The 18,063-nt window shown below is 70.5% G+C and carries 19 protein-coding genes and 3 pseudogenes; 10 read left to right on the forward strand and 12 right to left on the reverse strand.

The window, feature by feature from the left end; genetic code table 11:
- Window positions 1-102 precede the first annotated feature (102 nt).
- Together AVW11_RS26030 and AVW11_RS26035 are read left to right on the forward strand one after the other, a co-directional pair.
- The gene (locus AVW11_RS26030) at window positions 103-867 is read left to right on the forward strand and encodes a DUF3558 domain-containing protein (protein ID WP_076046172.1); all 765 of its coding nucleotides are present in this window, start codon (window positions 103-105) and stop codon (window positions 865-867) included.
- A gap of 124 nt (window positions 868-991) precedes the next feature.
- A complete protein-coding gene (locus AVW11_RS26035) occupies window positions 992-2,371 on the forward strand; it encodes a DUF2637 domain-containing protein (protein WP_076046174.1) in 1,380 nt (459 codons plus the stop codon).
- A 97-nt stretch (window positions 2,372-2,468) separates the two neighbouring features.
- Here the strand turns inward: AVW11_RS26035 and lysS are convergent, their stop codons facing one another.
- Window positions 2,469-4,208 (reverse strand): lysine--tRNA ligase, encoded by a 1,740-nt coding sequence (gene lysS / locus AVW11_RS26040; protein WP_076046176.1) that lies wholly within the window; start codon window positions 4,206-4,208, stop codon window positions 2,469-2,471.
- 179 nt (window positions 4,209-4,387) lie between these two features.
- Here lysS and argS point away from each other — a divergent pair, with 179 nt between their 5' ends.
- Window positions 4,388-6,157, forward strand: a complete 1,770-nt coding sequence (argS, locus tag AVW11_RS26045) for an arginine--tRNA ligase (RefSeq protein WP_030851902.1) — start codon at window positions 4,388-4,390, stop codon at window positions 6,155-6,157.
- Between the two features lie 60 nt (window positions 6,158-6,217).
- Here the strand turns inward: argS and AVW11_RS26050 are convergent, their stop codons facing one another.
- Together AVW11_RS26050 and AVW11_RS36040 are read right to left on the reverse strand one after the other, a co-directional pair.
- On the reverse strand, window positions 6,218-6,622 hold the full coding sequence (locus AVW11_RS26050) for a PIN domain nuclease (protein WP_060180857.1): 405 nt from the start codon (window positions 6,620-6,622) through the stop codon (window positions 6,218-6,220).
- Window positions 6,619-6,873 carry a type II toxin-antitoxin system VapB family antitoxin gene (locus AVW11_RS36040; RefSeq protein ID WP_037833972.1) on the reverse strand — a complete coding sequence of 85 codons (255 nt, stop codon included), beginning with the start codon at window positions 6,871-6,873 and terminating at the stop codon, window positions 6,619-6,621. The genes AVW11_RS26050 and AVW11_RS36040 overlap by 4 nt, the downstream gene beginning before the upstream one ends.
- A gap of 176 nt (window positions 6,874-7,049) precedes the next feature.
- On the opposite strand from AVW11_RS36040, the gene AVW11_RS26060 reads away from it, so the two are divergent.
- Window positions 7,050-7,847, forward strand: a complete 798-nt coding sequence (locus tag AVW11_RS26060; RefSeq protein WP_076046187.1) for a VOC family protein — start codon at window positions 7,050-7,052, stop codon at window positions 7,845-7,847.
- Between the two features lie 160 nt (window positions 7,848-8,007).
- On the opposite strand, the gene AVW11_RS26065 is transcribed toward AVW11_RS26060, so the two are convergent.
- Both AVW11_RS26065 and AVW11_RS26070 read right to left on the reverse strand, forming a co-directional pair.
- Window positions 8,008-8,202, reverse strand: a complete 195-nt coding sequence (locus AVW11_RS26065) for a hypothetical protein (RefSeq protein ID WP_060180855.1) — start codon at window positions 8,200-8,202, stop codon at window positions 8,008-8,010.
- Window positions 8,203-8,438: 236 nt separating this feature from the next.
- Window positions 8,439-8,752 (reverse strand): annotated as a pseudogene (locus AVW11_RS26070) (ATP-binding protein).
- On the opposite strand from AVW11_RS26070, the pseudogene AVW11_RS39440 reads away from it, so the two are divergent.
- Together AVW11_RS39440 and AVW11_RS26075 are read left to right on the forward strand one after the other, a co-directional pair.
- Window positions 8,702-8,890, forward strand: a pseudogene (locus AVW11_RS39440) (Scr1 family TA system antitoxin-like transcriptional regulator); the annotation flags it as partial. The pseudogenes AVW11_RS26070 and AVW11_RS39440 overlap by 51 nt on opposite strands.
- Window positions 8,891-8,998: 108 nt before the next feature.
- On the forward strand, window positions 8,999-9,244 hold the full coding sequence (locus AVW11_RS26075; RefSeq protein ID WP_060180852.1) for a DUF397 domain-containing protein: 246 nt from the start codon (window positions 8,999-9,001) through the stop codon (window positions 9,242-9,244).
- A 36-nt stretch (window positions 9,245-9,280) separates the two neighbouring features.
- On the opposite strand, the gene AVW11_RS26080 is transcribed toward AVW11_RS26075, so the two are convergent.
- Window positions 9,281-9,907 carry a hypothetical protein gene (locus AVW11_RS26080; RefSeq protein WP_143568904.1) on the reverse strand — a complete coding sequence of 209 codons (627 nt, stop codon included), beginning with the start codon at window positions 9,905-9,907 and terminating at the stop codon, window positions 9,281-9,283.
- On the reverse strand, window positions 9,901-11,415 hold the full coding sequence (locus AVW11_RS26085) for a hypothetical protein (RefSeq protein WP_076046178.1): 1,515 nt from the start codon (window positions 11,413-11,415) through the stop codon (window positions 9,901-9,903). The genes AVW11_RS26080 and AVW11_RS26085 overlap by 7 nt, the downstream gene beginning before the upstream one ends.
- Window positions 11,416-11,698: 283 nt before the next feature.
- Between AVW11_RS26085 and AVW11_RS26090 the strand changes: the two genes are divergently transcribed.
- Together AVW11_RS26090 and AVW11_RS26095 are read left to right on the forward strand one after the other, a co-directional pair.
- Complete coding sequence (locus tag AVW11_RS26090) at window positions 11,699-12,886, forward strand: hypothetical protein (protein ID WP_076046180.1); 1,188 nt, start codon at window positions 11,699-11,701, stop codon at window positions 12,884-12,886.
- A complete protein-coding gene (locus AVW11_RS26095) occupies window positions 12,870-13,625 on the forward strand; it encodes a hypothetical protein (RefSeq protein WP_030851879.1) in 756 nt (251 codons plus the stop codon). Before AVW11_RS26090 ends, AVW11_RS26095 begins: the two co-directional genes overlap by 17 nt.
- A 32-nt stretch (window positions 13,626-13,657) precedes the next feature.
- Here the strand turns inward: AVW11_RS26095 and AVW11_RS26100 are convergent, their stop codons facing one another.
- Window positions 13,658-14,467, reverse strand: coding sequence for a TetR/AcrR family transcriptional regulator (locus AVW11_RS26100; protein ID WP_076046182.1), 810 nt, complete (start codon window positions 14,465-14,467; stop codon window positions 13,658-13,660).
- Window positions 14,468-14,571: 104 nt separating this feature from the next.
- Here AVW11_RS26100 and AVW11_RS26105 point away from each other — a divergent pair, with 104 nt between their 5' ends.
- Together AVW11_RS26105 and AVW11_RS26110 are read left to right on the forward strand one after the other, a co-directional pair.
- Window positions 14,572-15,507, forward strand: a complete 936-nt coding sequence (locus tag AVW11_RS26105; RefSeq protein WP_076046184.1) for an ABC transporter ATP-binding protein — start codon at window positions 14,572-14,574, stop codon at window positions 15,505-15,507.
- Between the two features lie 5 nt (window positions 15,508-15,512).
- Window positions 15,513-16,259 (forward strand): ABC transporter permease, encoded by a 747-nt coding sequence (locus tag AVW11_RS26110; RefSeq protein WP_107277760.1) that lies wholly within the window; start codon window positions 15,513-15,515, stop codon window positions 16,257-16,259.
- Window positions 16,260-16,306: 47 nt separating this feature from the next.
- Here AVW11_RS26110 and AVW11_RS26115 read toward each other — a convergent pair whose 3' ends face one another.
- The 4 genes and pseudogenes from AVW11_RS26115 to AVW11_RS37510 all read right to left on the reverse strand — a co-directional run.
- On the reverse strand, window positions 16,307-16,579 hold the full coding sequence (locus tag AVW11_RS26115; RefSeq protein WP_030851867.1) for a DUF1876 domain-containing protein: 273 nt from the start codon (window positions 16,577-16,579) through the stop codon (window positions 16,307-16,309).
- Between the two features lie 179 nt (window positions 16,580-16,758).
- A complete protein-coding gene (locus AVW11_RS26120) occupies window positions 16,759-17,415 on the reverse strand; it encodes a contact-dependent growth inhibition system immunity protein (RefSeq protein WP_076046186.1) in 657 nt (218 codons plus the stop codon).
- A 12-nt stretch (window positions 17,416-17,427) separates the two neighbouring features.
- On the reverse strand, window positions 17,428-17,727 hold the full coding sequence (locus tag AVW11_RS26125) for an RNase A-like domain-containing protein (RefSeq protein ID WP_030851862.1): 300 nt from the start codon (window positions 17,725-17,727) through the stop codon (window positions 17,428-17,430).
- Window positions 17,728-17,739: 12 nt separating this feature from the next.
- Window positions 17,740-18,063, reverse strand: a pseudogene (locus AVW11_RS37510) (hypothetical protein); the annotation flags it as partial.

Raw genomic sequence — 18,063 nt, forward strand, 5'->3', positions numbered from 1 at the left:
CACGCCCCGGCGTGACGGCGCGCACAGCAGTGCGGCACCCGATCGGGCTACCGTTGACCGGGTCCCGCGTCCGAAGACGATCCCCGAAGCACTGAAGGAACCATGCACCGATCAGCCTCGCGCCTCACCCGCGTTCTCGCCTGCGCAGCCGTCCCGGTGATCCTCACCGTGGCCGGGTGTTCCTCCGACTCGGGCAAGGAGTCCGCCGACAAGGGCGACAAGAAGTCCGGTTCGTCCTCTTCCGCGAAGCCCGGCGAGAAGAAGTCCAAGCCGGAGCTGGAGAAGGCCGCCTTCGCCACCCTCCCGGACCCCTGCAAGGCGATACAGGCGGGCACGATAGACACGCTGGTCCCCGAGGCCAAGGACAAGAACGGCACGGCGACCAAGTCGAACGACCTGGCCACCCGGGCCAGCTGCTCCTGGAACGGTCTGGACGAGGACGGCCTGAAGGGCTCGCAGTACCGCTGGCTTTCGCTCTCCTACTTCCGCACCGATTCGCACGCCTCGCTCGGCGGCGCCAACAAGCGTGCCGAGGAGCAGTACGGCAAGCAGGCCGAGTCGGCGAAGGCCTCCGAGGGCGCGCAGAACGTGAAGGCCGAGCCCGTGGAGGGCCTGGGCGACCAGGGCACCTCGATCGTGTACTCGGTGAAGAAGGACGTCGACTTCTTCAACACGACGATCGTGGCGCGCACCCAGAACGTGGTCGTCACGCTCGACTACAACGGTGCCGCCTACGAGGGTGCAGGCGCCCCGGACCAGGCGAAGCTGCTCCAGGACGCGATCACCGCGGCGAAGGAGGCCGTGGCCTCGGTCGCGGGAGCCAACAAGCCGGCGGAGCAGCAGCCGCAGTCCCCCCAGCCCCAGTAGGGCGGCGGCGGGTCGGGGCCTCCTGGAGCGCTGACTTCCGGTCACCCGTACGCTGTGCCTGCCGCAGCTCCGTAAAGGCGCGGTAAGCGCTCGGTTTGTGCTCGACAAGGGGAGGGGATCGCGGGTGGCCGCGATGCAGCTGACTCGTACGCACCGAATACTCATCGGTGTCGTCGTCGCCGGAGCCGTCGTCATCGCGGGCATCGGCTTCGCGGGCTCGTACTCCGCGGTGCGCGAGCTCGCGGAGAAGAAGGGCTTCGGCAGCTTCTCCCTGGTGTTCCCGATAGGCATCGACGCCGGTATCTGCGTGCTCCTGGCGCTGGACCTGCTGCTGACCTGGATGCGGATCCCCTTCCCCCTGCTGCGCCAGACGGCGTGGCTGCTGACGGCGGCGACCATCGCGTTCAACGGCGCGGCGTCGTGGCCGGATCCGCTCGGTGTCGGCATGCACGCCGTGATCCCGATCCTGTTCGTGGTGACGGTCGAGGCCGCCCGGCACGCGGTGGGCCGGATCGCCGACATCACGGCGGACCGGCACATGGAGGGCGTGCGCATCACACGGTGGCTGCTGTCGCCGGTGCCGACGTTCAAGCTGTGGCGCCGTATGAAGCTGTGGGAGCTGCGCTCGTACGAGCAGGCGATCGGCATGGAGCAGGACCGGCTGATCTACCAGGCGCGCCTTCAGGCGCGGTACGGGCGTTTCTGGCGGCAGAAGGCGCCGGTGGAGGCGCTGATGCCGCTGAAGCTGGCCCGGATCGGCGTCCCGCTGTCGCAGACGACGCCGGACGCGCTGGCCGCGACCGGGATCGATCCGGCGGTGCTGCCTCCGCTGGAGCAGCAGGTCGCGGGGACGGCTCCGGCCCTGGAGGCCCCGGCGGCGGGCGCAGTGGCGGGCGCGGCGGCGGGCGCGGCGGCGGGCGCCCCGGAGTGGGACGATCCGGCCCGGCAGTCCCAGCAGCCCCAACAGGCTCACCAGGCCCAGCCCCAGCAGCTCTCGGCCCAGGTCCAGCAGGTGGCGCCCGCGCCGGCCACCCACGCCCCGCCGGCGTTCGCGGTGGACCCGACGGCGATGCCGGCGGCCCACAACAGCGCCTGGTTCGCCGCGCCGAAGGCGCCGCAGGCGGCGTACGAGGGCGGCTACAACCCGCAGTACGTCGAGGGCCTGGAACCGACGCCGGTGCTGCCCCCGATGGGCCCGGACGACCAGCAGGCGCAGCAGCTCCCGGTTCCGCAGCCGCGTCACGAGGGGGCTCCGGACGGGGACTTCCCGGAGCAGGTGCCGGAGGTGGACTCCCCGGACGAGGTCGAGTTCGCGCAGATCGCGTACAAGGTGTTCTGCTCGCTGGCCGAGGAGACGCAGGACTATCCGACCGCCGAGGCCCTCGACATAGTGCTGGCGGACCGTTATGGCGTGACGCACCCGCGCAGTGGTTCGCTCCTGCGGCGGATGATCTCGTCGTTCCGGCAGCAGCACCACAAGGACCGGGAGGCCGAGCCGGCGTAGCGGGCAGGCGGACAGGCAGGCAGCTGTCTGCGGAAGGGCCCGCACCCCGAGGGGTGCGGGCCCTTCCGCATGCCCGGGCACGGCCCGGGGCGGGGTCTCAGACGGCGAGCAGCTTGCGCACGCGGTCCGCGCCCACCGCCAGCAGCAGCGTGGGCAGGCGCGGCCCGGTCTCCCGGGTCACGAGGAGCCGGTAGAGCAGGGCGAAGAAGGTGCGCTGCGCGACCTTGAGCTCGGGGGTCGGCTTGGCGTCGGGCTCCAGGCCGGCCATGACCTTCGGGACGCCGTAGACGAGCGTGGTCAGTCCGTCGAGCGACCAGTGGGAGTCGAGGCCGTCCAGGAGCAGGCGCAGGGACTCGCGGCCCTCGTCGTCGAGGGAGGACAGCAGCTCGGTGTCGGGGTCCTCGCGCACGAGGGTCCGCTGGTCGGCCGGGACCTGGGTGGTGATCCAGTTCTCGGCGCGGTCCAGGCGCGGCCGTACCTCGTCGAGGGAGGTGAGCGGCTTGTCCGGCTCCAGGTCGGAGAGGATGCGCAGGGTCTGCTCGTCGTGTCCGGCGGTGATGTCGACGACCGACGCGAGGGTGCGGTAGGGCATCGGGCGCGGGGTGCGCGGCAGCTCGTGGGAGGCGACGCGTACGGCGCGGGCGTGGGCGGCGGCGTCTGCGGGCAGCACGCTGCCGTCCGCGACCTTGCCCTCCAGCTTGTCCCACTCGTCGTACAGGCGCTGGATCTCCTGGTCGAAGGCGATCTTGAAGGACTGGTTGGGCCTGCGGCGGGCGTAGAGCCAGCGCAGGAGCTGCGGCTCCATGATCTGCAGGGCGTCGCCGGGGGTGAAGACCCCGCCCTTGCTGGAGGACATCTTGGCCATGCCGCTGATGCCGACGAAGGCGTACATCGGGCCGATGGGCTGCTCGCCGCCGAAGATGTGGACGATCTGGCCGCCGACCTGGAAGGAGGAGCCGGGCGAGGAGTGGTCGACGCCGGAGGGCTCGAAGATCACGCCCTCGAAGGCCCAGCGCATCGGCCAGTCGACCTTCCAGACGAGCTTGCCGCGGTTGAACTCGCTGAGCTTGACCGTCTCGGTGAAGTCGTCCTCGGTGCAGACGTAGGTCATCTCGGTCGTCTCGTCGTCGTACGAGGTGACCTTGGTGAAGTCCTTGCCGCACCGGCCGCAGTACGGCTTGTACGGGAAGTACCCGCCCTCGCCGGCGCTGCCGTCGTCCTCGGCGGCCGCGCCGGAGCCCTCGGCGGCCTCCAGCTCGGCCTCGTCGACCTGCTTCTGCTGGGGCTTCTTGCCGCCGGGCTTGACCTTGGTGCGGTACTGCGCGAGGACGGCGTCGATGTCGCCGCGGTGCTTCATCGCGTGCAGGATCTGCTCGCGGTAGACACCGGTGGTGTACTGCTCGGTCTGGCTGATCGGGTCGTACTCGACGCCGAGCTCGGCCAGGGACTCGGCCATGGCGGCCTTGAAGTGCTCGGCCCAGTTCGGGTACGCGGAGCCCTCGGGGGCGGGGACGGCGGTCAGCGGGCGCCCGATGTGCTGGGCGTGCGACTCCTCGGTGACGCCGGGGATGCCCTTGGGGACCTTGCGGAAGCGGTCGTAGTCGTCCCAGGAGATGAGGTGGCGGACCTCGTGGCCGCGGCGGCGGATCTCGTCGGCGACCAGGTGCGGGGTCATGACCTCGCGGAGGTTGCCGAGGTGGACCGGGCCGGAGGGGGAGAGTCCGGACGCGACGACGACCGCTTTGCCCGGGGCTCGGCGCTCCGCCTCGGCGATGACCTCGTCCGCGAAACGGGAGACCCAGTCGGTCTCGGTGCTGCTCTGCGCGCTCTGAGCCACGACACGTCCTTCTATCTCGAATGATGGCTTCGGCCATTCTCCCAGACGGAACGGGCCACTCCGGGGTTGCTTCCACCCGGTGATATCCCGCGAAACGGATGGCGCCCTCGTGGGATACTCGGCACTTGTCGCAAGACCCAAGTCCGACCCCGGTACCAGACTCACAGGAACGGCAGCTCATGGCCTCGGTCCCTTCGCTCGCTTCGTCCGTCAACCAGCGCGTCGCCGACGCCCTCGCCTCCGCGCTGCCGGAGGCCGGTGGCGCCGACCCGCTGCTGCGACGTAGCGACCGGGCCGACTTCCAGGCCAACGGCATCCTGGCACTCGCGAAGAAGGCCAAGGCCAACCCGCGCGAGCTGGCCACGACCGTGGTCGAGGGCATCCCGACCGGTGACCTGATCAAGGAGATCGAGGTCTCCGGCCCCGGCTTCCTGAACATCACCGTCGCCGACGGGGCGATCATCTCGACGCTGGCGGCGCGTGCCGCGGACGACCGGCTCGGCGTGCCGCTGAACGCGTCCGCCGGCACGACGGTGATCGACTACGCGCAGCCGAACGTCGCCAAGGAGATGCACGTCGGGCACCTGCGGTCCGCCGTGATCGGCGCGGCGATGGTGGAGATCCTGGAGTTCACGGGCGAGAAGGTGATCCGGCGCCACCACATCGGCGACTGGGGCACCCAGTTCGGCATGCTCATCCAGTACCTGCTGGAGCACCCGCACGAGCTGGACCACAGGTCCGGCGACGGCGACGAGCAGGCCTCCGGCGAGGAGGCCATGTCCAACCTCAACCGCCTCTACAAGGCCTCGCGCGCCCTCTTCGACTCCGACGAGGAGTTCAAGACGCGGGCCCGGGCGCGGGTGGTGGACCTCCAGGCGGGCGAGCCGGAGACGCTGGCGCTGTGGCAGCGGTTCGTGGACGAGTCGAAGATCTACTTCTACTCCGTCTTCCACAAGCTGGACATGGACATCCGGGACCCGGACGTGGTCGGCGAGTCCGGCTACAACGACATGCTGGTCGAGACGTGCAAGCTGCTGGAGGAGTCGGGCGTCGCGGTCCGCTCCAACGGTGCGCTGTGCGTGTTCTTCGAGGACGTCAAGGGCCCGGACGGCAACCCGACCCCGCTGATCGTGCAGAAGTCGGACGGCGGCTTCGGCTACGCGGCCACCGACCTGTCGGCGATCCGGGACCGGGTGGGCAACCTCGGCGCGACCGAGCTGATCTACGTGGTCGACGCGCGGCAGTCGCTGCACTTCAAGATGGTCTTCGAGACGGCGCGCCGGGCGGGCTGGCTGAACGACGACGTCAAGGCCGTACAGCTGGCTTTCGGCACCGTCCTCGGCAAGGACGGCAAGCCGTTCAAGACCCGTGAGGGCGAGACGGTCCGGCTGGTGGACCTGCTGGACGAGGCGATCGACCGGGCCTCGGCGGTGGTCCGCGAGAAGGCCCAGGACCTGACGGAGGCCGAGATCGCCGAGCGGGGTGCCCAGGTCGGCATCGGCGCGGTGAAGTACGCCGACCTGTCGACGTCCGCCGCCCGGGACTACAAGTTCGACCTGGACCAGATGGTCTCGCTGAACGGCGACACGTCCGTGTACCTCCAGTACGCGTACGCCCGTATCCAGTCGATCCTGCGCAAGGCGGGCGACGCCAAGCCGGCCGCCCACCCTGAGGTGGCGCTCGCTCCGACCGAGCGTGCGCTGGGCCTGCACCTGGACGGTTTCGGCGAGCTGATCGCGGAGGCGGCCGCGGAGCACGCCCCGCACAAGCTGGCGGCGTACCTGTACCAGCTGGCGTCGCTGTACACGTCGTTCTACTCGGAGTGCCCGGTCCTCAAGGCGGACACGGCGGAGCAGGTCGAGAACCGTCTGTTCCTGTGCGAGCTGACGGCCCGCACCCTCTCGAAGGGCATGTCCCTCCTGGGCATCCGCACCCCCGAGAAGCTCTGACCCCACGCCCTGATCCACGCGAGGCCCCCGGCGGATACGCCGGGGGCCGTCGCGTTCCCGTCAGCCGAGGATGCGCCGTACCGGCTGCCCCGTGACCTTGGCAATCGTCTCGAAGTCGGCGTCCTGGTGGAGGACCGTCAGCCCGTGCTGCTGCGCGATGACGGCCACGAGCAGGTCCACGGGGCTCGCGCACTGGTGCGCACCGGCGTCCGCCAACTGCCGCTGGAGGGCTTCCGTCCCGGTCCACACCGCATCGCGTGCGGTCCGGTAGGGGAACACCGCCCGCAGGAGGCCGTCTGCCTCGTAGTAGGCGGGCCGGCCGCCGACCGCTCGCAGGAACTCCTGCCGTACCGGCTCGCACAGCCCCACGCGGCCCGACTCGACCAGTTGGTCCCACTCGGATCCGGCCTGCCGCCGGTAGAACCGCACGAGCGCGCTCGTGTCGATGAGGAAGTTTTCGCTCACGCGGCCGACTGCCCCTTGCCGTCGGCCAGACCGTCGGCGTCGGCGTCGCCGTCGCCGTGCCCGATCGTCCTGAAGTCGATCTCGCCCTCGTCGACCATCTGCCGCATCCGCTCGATGGCCGCCGCCCGTCGCCTGCGGTCCGCGATCTCCCGCAGCGCCGCGTTGACGGTGTCCTTCTTCGTCGTGGTGCCCAGGAGCTGCGCGGCTTCGGCGAGCGCGTCGTCGTCCAGGTCGATCACCGTTCTGGACATGGCCGCCTCCAGGTCGCAACGCCGCTGTATATACGATCCGAGAACAAGATATCAGCGGCTGGTGAGCCACCCCAAGGGTTAGACAGTCACCCGAATGGGCCGATTCGGGGTATGCGGGCCGGGTAGGGGACGGCGCGTCCTTCCCCCATCCACCAGCGGAGGCATGCGTGCCCGACATGAACGGCCCCTACAAGCCCGGCACCCCGTGCTGGATCGACCTGATGGTCCCCGACCAGCAGGCGGCCCTCGACTTCTACTGCGACCTCTTCGGCTGGCAGGGCGAGGTCGGTCCGGCCGAGCAGGGCGGCTACTCCGTCTGCCTCCTCAAGGGCAAGCCCGTCGCCGGCATCATGAAGGCGATGAACCCGGACGGCACCGTGCCCGACCCGATGCCGCCGACCGCGTGGACCACGTACCTGGCCACCGACTCCATCGACTCCACCCTCAAGTCGGTCACCGACGCGGGCGGTTCGGTCATGATGGGCGCGACGGACGTCATGGACCTCGGCCGGATGGCCGTGATCACCGACCCGACCGGCGCCGCCGTCGGCCTGTGGCAGGCCGGCACCTTCGACGGCGCGGGCATCGTCAACGAGCACGGCGCCCTGATCTGGAACGAGCTGAACACCGGCGACGTCCCCGCCGCGGCCGCCTTCTACACCTCGATCCTCCCCGTCACCACGGCCAAGTCCCAGATGCCCGATGCCGGCGAGTACACCGAGTTCAAGGTCGGCGACCGCGCCGTAGGCGGGATGATGGACCTCGCCAAGCTGCCGGACGGGGTGCCGCCGCACTGGATGCCGTACTTCCACGTCGACGACGTGGACGAGATCCAGGCCGCCGCGGAGCGCGCCGGAGGCAGCGTCATGGCCCCGGCCTTCGACATGGCGGCGGGCCGCATGGCCGTCCTCGCCGACCCGCAGGGCGGCGTCTTCTCGGTGATCAAGGCCACGGCCCCGGAACAGCCCGCCTGATCGATTGGGGCCCTTCCCCCGACCCCTTCCGCCTGCCGCCACGCCCGCTGCGGCAGCAGCAGGCGGATGGGCCGCGGACGCGAATACCCCCCGACTGATTTCGGCAGTCGGGGGGTATTCGCTCAGTCAATCCCGGATGACCTCAGAATTCCCCGGATACCTAGATGGCCCCGCTGGGATCGGCCGGGAGGTAGAAGTCCCAGCTCCCCTGACCGTGGTGCTGCCCGTCCGGGGAGTTGCCCGAGGGGCAGGCGCCGTTGTCGGGACGGCCGTTCCACCACAGGGTGTAACAGTGGTTGCAGAACCGCCAGTTGTTCTGGAACGTCGTCACGTCGTTGGGGACGGGGATGGCCATGGCAGCCTTCTTTCTGGAGTGAAGATGGCGTGAACCCCTGCGCGGTCGACCCACCACGGGGTTCGCGATCCGAGCAGGGAAATACTCTCACCGAGCACCCAGAATTCAGGCGTGCCGCATTGTCGTGTCGGAATTTCCGGGCGCCACTTGGGCTACCATTTACGGAGAAACGAATCTGTTGGGCGTGGAATTCATTTCCGTGTACGAATTCCAGGAAAGCCTATTCAGGGAAAGCGTCATCGGCATCCGATCCGGAACTCGCACCAGACGATTTTCCCGGGCGCCCGTCCCACCACCCCCAGTCGTCTGCGAGCGCCTCGACGAGGGCCAGCCCCCGCCCGTGCGGCCGTCCGGCGATCCGCGACAGCCCGGGCCCGCCGTCGTGCACCTCGGCCCTGACGGTCGCGTCCTCGAAGCCGAAGAGCCGCAGCAGGTAACCGCGGCCGGGCGGGACGCCGTACCTCAGCGCGTTGGTCGCCAGGTCGCTCACACAGAGCAACAGGCTGAGCGCCGACCCGTACTCCTTGATGAGTACGGGTTCGCCAAGAATCTGACCCAGCGACAACTGGGCGAACTGGTCCGCCTGGACGCGGAGACGATCTGCGGGGACGAGGTGTACGCGGAGCAGCTCCGCCACCTCCGCGCCTGCGCCGCTCTGCCGGACGTGAGCCTCCAGGTGCTGCCACTGGGCCGGACGTCCCACGCGGCTCTCGACGGCCCGTTCATCCTCCTGGAAACGCCGAACCACCAGCACCGAGCAGACATGGGGCCTGTTGGACCGTCTGGCAGGAGAGACATGAGTGCCATGACCGCACTGAAGTGGTTCAAGTCCAGCTACAGCGGCAGCGACGGCGGCGCCTGCCTGGAGGTCGCCGTGGGCTGGCGCAAGTCCTCGTACAGCGGCAGCGAAGGCGGCGCCTGCCTGGAGGTGGCCACCGGCCCGGACACGGTGCATGTCAGGGACTCGAAGGTCCAGGACGGCCCGGTCCTGGACCTCGCCCCGGCGAGCTGGGCGGCACTGACGGGCTGGCTCGCTCGATAACCCGCCGCAAGGGGGCGGGAGCCGGCCGGCAGGCGCCTACGCACCGCGGAACAGCGGCTTGCCGTCCCGCAGCCGACGGCAGACCCGCTGGTAGCTCGGGCGGCTCAGCTTCGGCGGCAGGCCCTTCCTGGCCCGCTTCGCGCCACCGTCGTACACCTGAGGTACGAAGATGTCCCGGGCGGCGCGCAGTTGCTCCTTGGGCGGGTGGTAGGACTCCACCTCCACCCCCAGCTCGCCCGTCCTGTAGGAGGCGGACTTGTCGTACAGCACCAGCGCCCGGGCGTGTACCTGACCCGCCACCTCGAAGGTGAAGTCGTTGTAGTAGCCGTAGACGATGCCCTCCGCCCGCAGGTCGCCGCCCACGTACACCGAGCCCCAGGAGACCAGGTCGCGTACCACCAGGTCGCCGAGCACCACCAGCATGCCGATGTCTCGGACGTAGTCGTCCAGGAAGCCGTGCACGATCAGGTCGCCGTCGACGACCAGCGCGATGTCGAGAGCGAGGTCCTCCGGGACCACCAGGTCGCCCGGGTGGTACTGCCACGCGATGCCGGCGTCCTGGAGGTAGTCGGCCATGTTCGTCGCGGAGCCCAGCCGCTCGACCACCGCGGAGGTGTCGGCGAGCCGGTCGAACCGGGCCCGCCACGAGGACATGGTCAGCAAGGGGTCTCCGTTCCGGCCCGGAGCGCCCGGACCTCCAGCATCCACCGGGCCTGCCCTGCGTACGAGGTGTCCGTGCTCGCCGCGATGGCGGCGAGCACGGGCTCGGGCAGAGAAGGGTTCTTGAGCATCTCGTAGTGGTACTCGCCGGCCTCGGCCCAGGCCAGCAGGATCTCGACCGGGGTCGCCGGGTTCTTGGCGATGTCGTCGAGGTGGCTGGTGTCGTCGGCGTGCGCGCCATCGCGGACGAAAGCGGCCAGGGCCTGCGGCGGGGTGTGCCGGTTGGCGACCGCGCGGCGCAGGTAGTAGACCGGGCTGTGGACCATGGCGGCGAGCACGTCCTCCGGCGGTTCGGTGTGCCGGGCCTCGTCGATCGCCGCGAAGCTCGCCCGTTCCGCTGCGCCCGACACCGTGCTCGCGCTGTACGTCAGGCCGAATTCGATCAGCAGGTCCGGCGGCCAGTTCGGCTGGTCCATGGCGTTCCCGGGGTGGAAGTACGGCCACAGGTTCGCTGCGTGCAGGGCGCGCAGCGACTCGGGAGGGGTGGCGGGGTGTTCCAGTGCCGCATACGCCAGGCGCTGGACGTCCTCCTCCCCGTCGAAGGCCGTGCGTTCACCGTCATCGGACAGGCGTGACATCGTGTCGACCAGTCGGGCGAGTGTCTCGGGCGGGGCCGTCATGTTCTCGCTGACGGCGGCGAGCACGGTCAGGTCCGGGTCGGCGGCCAGTTCGGTGAGCTGCCGAACGGGGGTGAAGGGGTTGGCGGCCGCGGCGGCCCGGACGCAGGGCTCGGCGTCGGAGGCGAGGCGGGCGAGTACGGCCGGGGTGTGGTTGCGGTACTGCTGGGCGACCAGCTCCCGAATGCGGGTGTCCGGGTCCTGCGCCAGGGCGTCGAGCAGCGCGATCAGTTCCGGTGCCGAGCGCTTGTGCACGGCGGTGCGGCGCACCCCGGGGTCCGGGTCGGTGAGGTCCGCATCGCCGGCGTGGCCGAGTGCGGCGACCACGCGGCGGACTCGGGCGTCCGGGTCGGCGGCCAGGGCCCGCAGATGCTCCGGACGGGCGTCGACCCGCCGGACCAGAGCCAGCCGGACCTCCCCCGAAGCATCGGTGACCAGCGCCCCGGCCACCTTGCGGGGAAGCTTCTCGCGGCCGGCCAGCGCCCGGCGCACCGCCGTCGATCCGTCCCGGGCCAGTGTTCTGATCGCCGCCTTCGGGGTCGCACGGTGCACCGCGACCACCCGGCGCACCGACTCCTCCGGGTGAGCGGCCAGCTCGGCCAGCCGCTCGGCCGGGGTGGCCGGTTGGGCGGCGAGCGCGCACAGCACCCCGAACCAGTCCGGGCCGCCTGCCAGTGCCCGTACGGCCACCTCCTGCGCCAACCCGGCCGGCATGCCTATGCGGGAGGCCACGATCCGGGCCGGCCCCGGCCCCAGCGCCGCCAACTCGCGCAGCCGTGACAGAGGTGTGGTCGGGCGCCACGCCTCCGTGACGTCGTCCACGTCCGTGTCCATCCGCATCCCTTCTTGACGCGCCGCCGTCCGCGCAGATGGCGCGGGCCGGGGACCGGCTGGCCCCGAAGGTGGCTGTGGATCGCACTGCCACGGCATCGGCGTCACCGACCTGCGACGATCCTGGCATGGGGCTCTGACAACGCCTCAGCCGTTCTGGTCGGGCGTTCGACGCCGGCCGACGCTAGCCGATGCCGGTCGACGCCGGCCGACGCTTGATCCGGCACCGCCCTCGGGACGATGCTTCGAGTAGTGACCCATTTCTGCGAATGACAGGTGCCGTTCGATGTACCGGACCGAAGCACGCATCGACGAGGCGGGCAACATACTGGTTGCGCCTCCGACGCTGCGAGGCCATGACCTGATCAGGGACTTCTTCGGAGCCACGATCTCGCCCGAGGAACTGGCCACGGCCGACCTCTCCGGCCGGACCGTCTACCTGTGCGGCGACCTCTCCGAGATCGATGGCCGCCACCTGGAGTCAGCGGCACGGGTGTTCGTCATCGGCGAGCTGTCCCAGGGGCTGGAGCAGCCCTGGCCGGTCGTCGACGGCGGGCGGGTTCCCGTCCGGGTGCACGGCGCCGGCGTGTACTACCGCCGGTTCTTCGACCTCGACGCCGATCACTTCGGACGGATCCGGGCGGAGCACGCCTTCCAGTCCCTGACCGAGTCCACGAAGCCCGGGACGGCCCATCGGAGCGGGATCTATCTGACGCCCGTCACGCAGGACGGTGACGCACTGCATTTCCGGCTGCTCCGGTGCTCGACGAATCTCTCGGGGCCGACCGAGGGGTTTCGCGCCACGGACACGGAGATCGTCGACGCGCTGAACCGCGAGGCGGCCTCCGTCTTCCGGGACCATGCGCCGCTGAATCACGTTCTCGCGCAGATCTACCACAACACCCACGCCACGGCGGAGCGCAAGCAGTCCAAGGCCAAGATCTCGGCCCATGCCGACAAGACCAAGGACATGCCCGGCAACGGCATCATGGCCTTCTGCACCTTCTACGACGGGCTCGACAAGCTGCGGCCCATGGCGGACGACCCCTTCGACCACGGCCTGAAGCGCGCCAGCGGGCTGACCCGACTCCACTTCCGGCTCAAGGAGGAGGCGGACGGGCTGCCCCCGCAGTTCTCCCTGACCCTCTATCCCGGCTCCGTCTTCTTCATGCCGCTGTCGACCAACCGCCTGTACACGCACGAGATCCGGCCCTCGACGCTGAACGCCGAGGCGCTCCCGACCCGGCTGGGGTACGTGGTGCGCTGTTCCAGCGCCGAAGCCGTCCACCGGAACGGGCAGACGTTCCTGAAAAGAGCTGGTGACCCGGTGGAGTTGGGGCCGCCCACGCCGGAGGGAATGGACGAGCTGCGCCGGCTGTACGCCGAGGAGAACAGGACTTCGTCCTTCATCGACTACGGCGACCAGTTCCTCTTCAGCATGAACTCGGGAGACTACGTTGCCCCCCGAGCCTAGGGTCTCGTCGTACGTGCTGCCGATCGAGCAGAACCTCTTCGCGGAGCTTTCCGCGTCGGTCCCCTGGGAAGACGTGGGAAAGGGCCGCCGGGGCGCCACGCTCACCAGGGTCGACGCCGCGCACGGTACGCCCCTGGTACGCACCACCACGCGGTACAACAGCCCGAGCCGGCGCTTCCGCACGGTGCACGAACGGCTGTCGCAACAGATCCAGGAACACGCTGCCCTCCCGGTCGGCTTCAACAACGCTCTCATCGAGAGCTACACGAACGCCTACCGGACCATGGGCAGCCATTGCGACCAGGCCCTGGATCTGGCCGACGATTCCTTCATCGCCGTCTTCTCCTGCTACCAGCACCCCGAAGCGAGCCCCCCGAGGAAGCTGGTCTTCGAGTCGAAGGAGTCCGACGCCGCGTTCGAGATCCCCCTCACCCACCACAGCGTGGTCGTGTTCTCCGTGCACGCCAACCGGCTGCTCAAACACAGGATCGTGCTGGACGCACCCGCCCCGACGGCCGAAAACCAATGGCTGGGCGTGACCTTCCGGACGTCGAAGACCTTCCTGCGGTTTCGCGACGGACACGCGTACCTCCCCTCGGGCGCACGCCTCACGGCCGCCGACGACGAGCAGAGCCGCGAGTTCTACCGCCTACGGCGCCGCGAGAACCACGAAACGGACTTCCGCTACCCCCCGCTGGCCTACACCGTCAGCGAAAGCGACCTGCTGCCGCCCACCTGAGGGCTGTCCCCCCTCTCACCACCGCCGCACCGTCAGGCCTCGGCCCCATCCTGGACGGCCTGTCGGCCCTCGACCAGCGCCGCCAGGCCGTCCAGGATCCGGTCCAGGCCGAAGCGGAACTGGAAGTCCGGCTCGTCCGAGCCCGTGAACGCGTCCGACTCCAGCAGCCGCGTCACCCCCGGGTGGGTGTCCGGGCCCGTCATCAGCCGCAGCGTGCGCACGTACTGGCCCATGACCTGGTCCGGTGAGACACCGGACTTCACGATGGCGTCCATCATGTCCGCGGCCATCGTCGCCTCGTTGCGGACCAGGCCGCCGATCAGGATGATCGTCGAGATCTTCTCGCCCTCGGTCAGCGGCGCGTCGGCCATCGCCGCAAGCCCGCGCTCCATCCAGGCCAGCTGGTTCGGGCTGACCGGTGCCCCGGTGATCGGGATGCGCAGGATCCAGGAGTTGGCCATCAGCACGGCCCGCTGCGCGTACGCCCACCGGGTCAGCAGCTCGCGCCAGCCCCACCCCGCCGCCTCCGGCGGCAGCGCCGGCGGGGCGCCGACGCCCGCGTCCGACATCAGGATGTAGAGCTCCTCCTTCGCCGTGACGTACCGGTACAGGGACATCGTGGAGACGCCCAGCTCCTTGGCCACCCGGCCCATGGAGACGGCGTCCATGCCCTCACCGGCGGCCAGCGCCACGGCCGTCTCCACGATGCGCGGCAGCGTGAGCGTGGGGCGCGGCCCCTTGCCGGGGCGTTCGCGCAGTCCCCAGGCCATCTCCAGGCTGGCGGGGAGCCCGGTCCCGCCGCCCGCGCCGCCCTCGTCGTCCTCGTCGTCCTCGTCCGCCATGACCGCCCACTCCTCGATTGACCCCCATCCTAGTTCTGTGTATTACTTACACAGAAGAGCGTAAGGCATACGCAGAAGCCCCCGCGAAGGGAGCACCTCCCCTCATGACCACACACGCCTCCGGCGCCCTCGGCATCCACGCCACCGGCCTGACCAAGTCCTACGGCGACGTCCGCGTCCTCGACGGCATCGACCTCGCCGTCCCCCGCGGCAGCGTCCTCGCCCTCCTCGGCCCCAACGGCGCCGGGAAGACCACCACCGTCCGGATCCTCACCACCCTCACCGCGCCCGACGCCGGGACCGCCCGCGTCGCCGGCCACGACACCGCCACCGCCCGGGCGCGGGTACGCGAACGCATCAGCCTCACCGGACAGTTCGCGGCCGTCGACGAGCTCCAGACCGGCGCCGAAACGCTCCGCATGATGGGCCGGCTCTGCGGCCTCCCCCCGCGCGCCGCCCGCGCCCGCGCCGACGAGCTCCTCACCCGCTTCGGGCTCACCGACGCCGCCGCCCGCACCGCCAAGACGTACTCGGGCGGCATGCGACGCCGCCTCGACCTCGCCGCGAGCCTCGTCTCCCGACCCGAGGTGATCTTCCTCGACGAGCCGACCACCGGGCTCGACCCGCGCAGCCGCCAGGACCTGTGGGAACTCGTACGGGAACTGCGCGCCGACGGCACGACCGTGCTGCTCACCACCCAGTACCTGGAGGAGGCCGACCGGCTCGCCGACCGCGTCGTCGTCCTCGCCGACGGACGGATCGCCGCCGAGGGCACGCCCGGCGAGCTCAAGGCCCGCGTCGCGGGCCACCGGCTCGACCTCACCCTCACCACGCGGGCCGCCTACGAGGCCCTCGCCCCGCGCGCCGTCCACCTCGCCCCGGACGACCTCACCCTCGGCGTCACCACCGACGGGAGCGCCGCCCACGTCCGCGCCCTGCTCGACGAACTCGACCCGGACCGCACCGCCGTGGACCGCTTCGCCGTCCGCACCGCCACCCTCGACGACGTGTTCCTCACCCTGACGGGAGCCGACCGATGACCGCCATGCCCGTGAGCGCCCTCACCCTGGCCGGCCGCAGCCTGCGCATCAGCAGCCGGCAGCCCGACGCACTGATCACCGCGCTGATGCTGCCCGTGATGCTGATGCTGATCTTCGTCTACTTCTTCGGCGGGGCCATCGACACCGGCACGGAGTACGTGACGTACGTGGTCCCCGGCGCCATGCTGCTCTGCGCCGGCTTCGGCGCCGCCTCCACCGCCGTCAGCGTCGCCGACGACATGCGCAGCGGCGTCATCGACCGCTTCCGCACCCTCGACATCGGCGGCATCCCCATCCTGGCCGGACACGTCACCGCCTCCGTCCTGCGCAACCTGCTCTCCACCACCCTGGTCCTCGCCGTCGCCCTCGCCATCGGCTTCCGGCCCCAGGCCGGACCGGCCGCCTTCCTCGCCGCGGCCGGCCTGCTCCTCGCGTACATCACGGCGATCTCGTGGCTGGCCGCCGCACTCGGGCTGCTCGCGCAGACGCCGGAGGCGGCGGGCGGCTTCACCTTCCTGATGATGTTCCTGCCGTACCCGTCCAGCGCCTTCGTCCCCATCGAGACCATGCCCGGCTGGCTGCACGGCTTCGCCGAGCACCAGCCGCTCACCCCGGTGATCGAATCCCTGCGCGCGCTGCTCCTCGCGCAGCCCGCCGGGAGCGCCCCCTGGACGGCCCTGGCCTGGTGCGCGGGCATCACGGCCGCGGCCGTGGCCCTGGCGGCCGTCCTGTTCCGCAGCAGGACCCGCTGAGCGGCTCCGGCAGGAGCCCCTCAGCGGGCCGGTGGTCCGCCCGCCGCTCAGCGGTTGAGCGGGTAGGAATGACGGCCCGTCGCCTCGTCGATCTCCGAGTGGGCCTTCTGCAACAGCTGCTGCGAGAGATCCATGAGCGCACGCGCGCCCGCGATCTCCTCCCCGACCCTCATCTGCTCCGGGTCGGAGGGATGACGCAGGGCATAGCCCCGCGCCCTGATCTCGGAGCCGTCCCCGAGCCGTACCAGGGCCGCCGCACTGGTGCGGTGGCCCTCCTCGGTGAATTCGAGCTCCACATGCCACCCGACGAGCGTGGCCATGGTGCATCACCTCCAGGGGTCACCCTTCCCTCCAGAGTGCGCCCACGCCGCGACAGGCGCGAGCGGAGCCAAAGCCCGGCCCCACCCCCAGGCGCGTCAGGGTCACAACACGGCGGCAGCCGACAGGGCGGGGGGCGCGAGGCGAGGCAGGGGCGCGGGGGAAGCGCGTATGGGGCTGGTCAGCCGCTGGCCAGGCTGGTCGCCACCGACTGGAACCACGCCCCGTACGAGAACGGCTCGGGCGGGTTGACCTCCATGCCGAGTTCCGCCGCGGCCAGGGCGTAGTCCCCCTCGTCCAGCGGGAGGGCGATCAGCTCGTGGAGCTCACCGACAAGGCGGGCGACGAGCTGCGGGTCGGTGGTGGCGGCGTAGTCCGCGACCGCAGCCTCGTGGTCGGGGAACTCGTCGACGATGTCCTGCGAGAACCAGCCGCCCAGCAGCTGGGCGGCCTCCGGGAACCGCGCGTGCCACTCCCAGTGCGTCTGCGGGATCGCCGGCGGGGGCACCTCGCCGTCCTCGACGCTCTGCTTGAGGTGGTCGGCGAGCACGAGCAGCCAGTCGCCGATCGCGGCCTGCGGAATCCCGACGTCGGGGACGGCGTAGAACTCGCCGAGGTCGATCCGCAGGCGCCCCGGAGGATTCCGGCTGTACTCGCGCAGCTGGCGCTCCGCCTCCGCGATCGCCCAGGGGCGGGTGTGCCAGGTGTGGCGCAGATAGGCGTCCAGCGCAGGGCTGCGACGCTCGGCCGTGTCCTCCCCCTGCTGGCCGAGGTAGGCGCGCATCACCTGATCGAGCTCGCCGTAGCGCCGGTCGTGTTCGAGGGGCTTCATGGGCACGGTCGGTTGCCTCTACAGGTAGAACGGGACGGTGGTCTGGACGACGAATCCGTACGGGCTGTCCGCCTCACGACGCAGGACGACGCGGGCGGCGCGGACGTCGACGGGCCCCTGTCCGGCAAGGAGCATGGCCTCCAACTGCACCCGGCCGACGGGCTCCTCACGGGACGGCCAGGCGGCCTCGATGGTGAGTCGGGCCCGCGTTCCCTGGGCGAGCCAGCGGTGGATGACCTGCTCATTGGCGGTCACCACCTGCTGGGTGGCCCACTGTGCGGTCTCCCGGTCGGGGTAGGTGGCGGATCGGGTCAGCATCGGATCATTGTCTCAATTCGCGTTGAACGACCAGAAGACACCGACCTCGTCGGCGGACACCGCGACCAGGCCGAGATCCATCATGTAGCCGGTGAAGGGGTGGCCGCTTCTGAGGTCCTGTGCCAGGAAGTCGGGCGCGTCGCTAGTACGGGCGAGGCGGGAAGAGGTCCAGAACGCCGCGTCCGGGCCGAAGCGGTCCAGCACGATCCGGGCGTCCGCGAGTACCTCGTCGCGGTCCTTCCTCAACCGGACCGGGTTGTCCTCGAAGAACCACTCCTGCGCGAGCGAGGCGAGCAGCTCGACGGCGGCTCCGGCCGTGATCGGCCGGAGCCCGGC

This window comes from Streptomyces amritsarensis (assembly GCF_001953875.1).
GTDB classification, from domain to species: domain Bacteria; phylum Actinomycetota; class Actinomycetes; order Streptomycetales; family Streptomycetaceae; genus Streptomyces; species Streptomyces amritsarensis.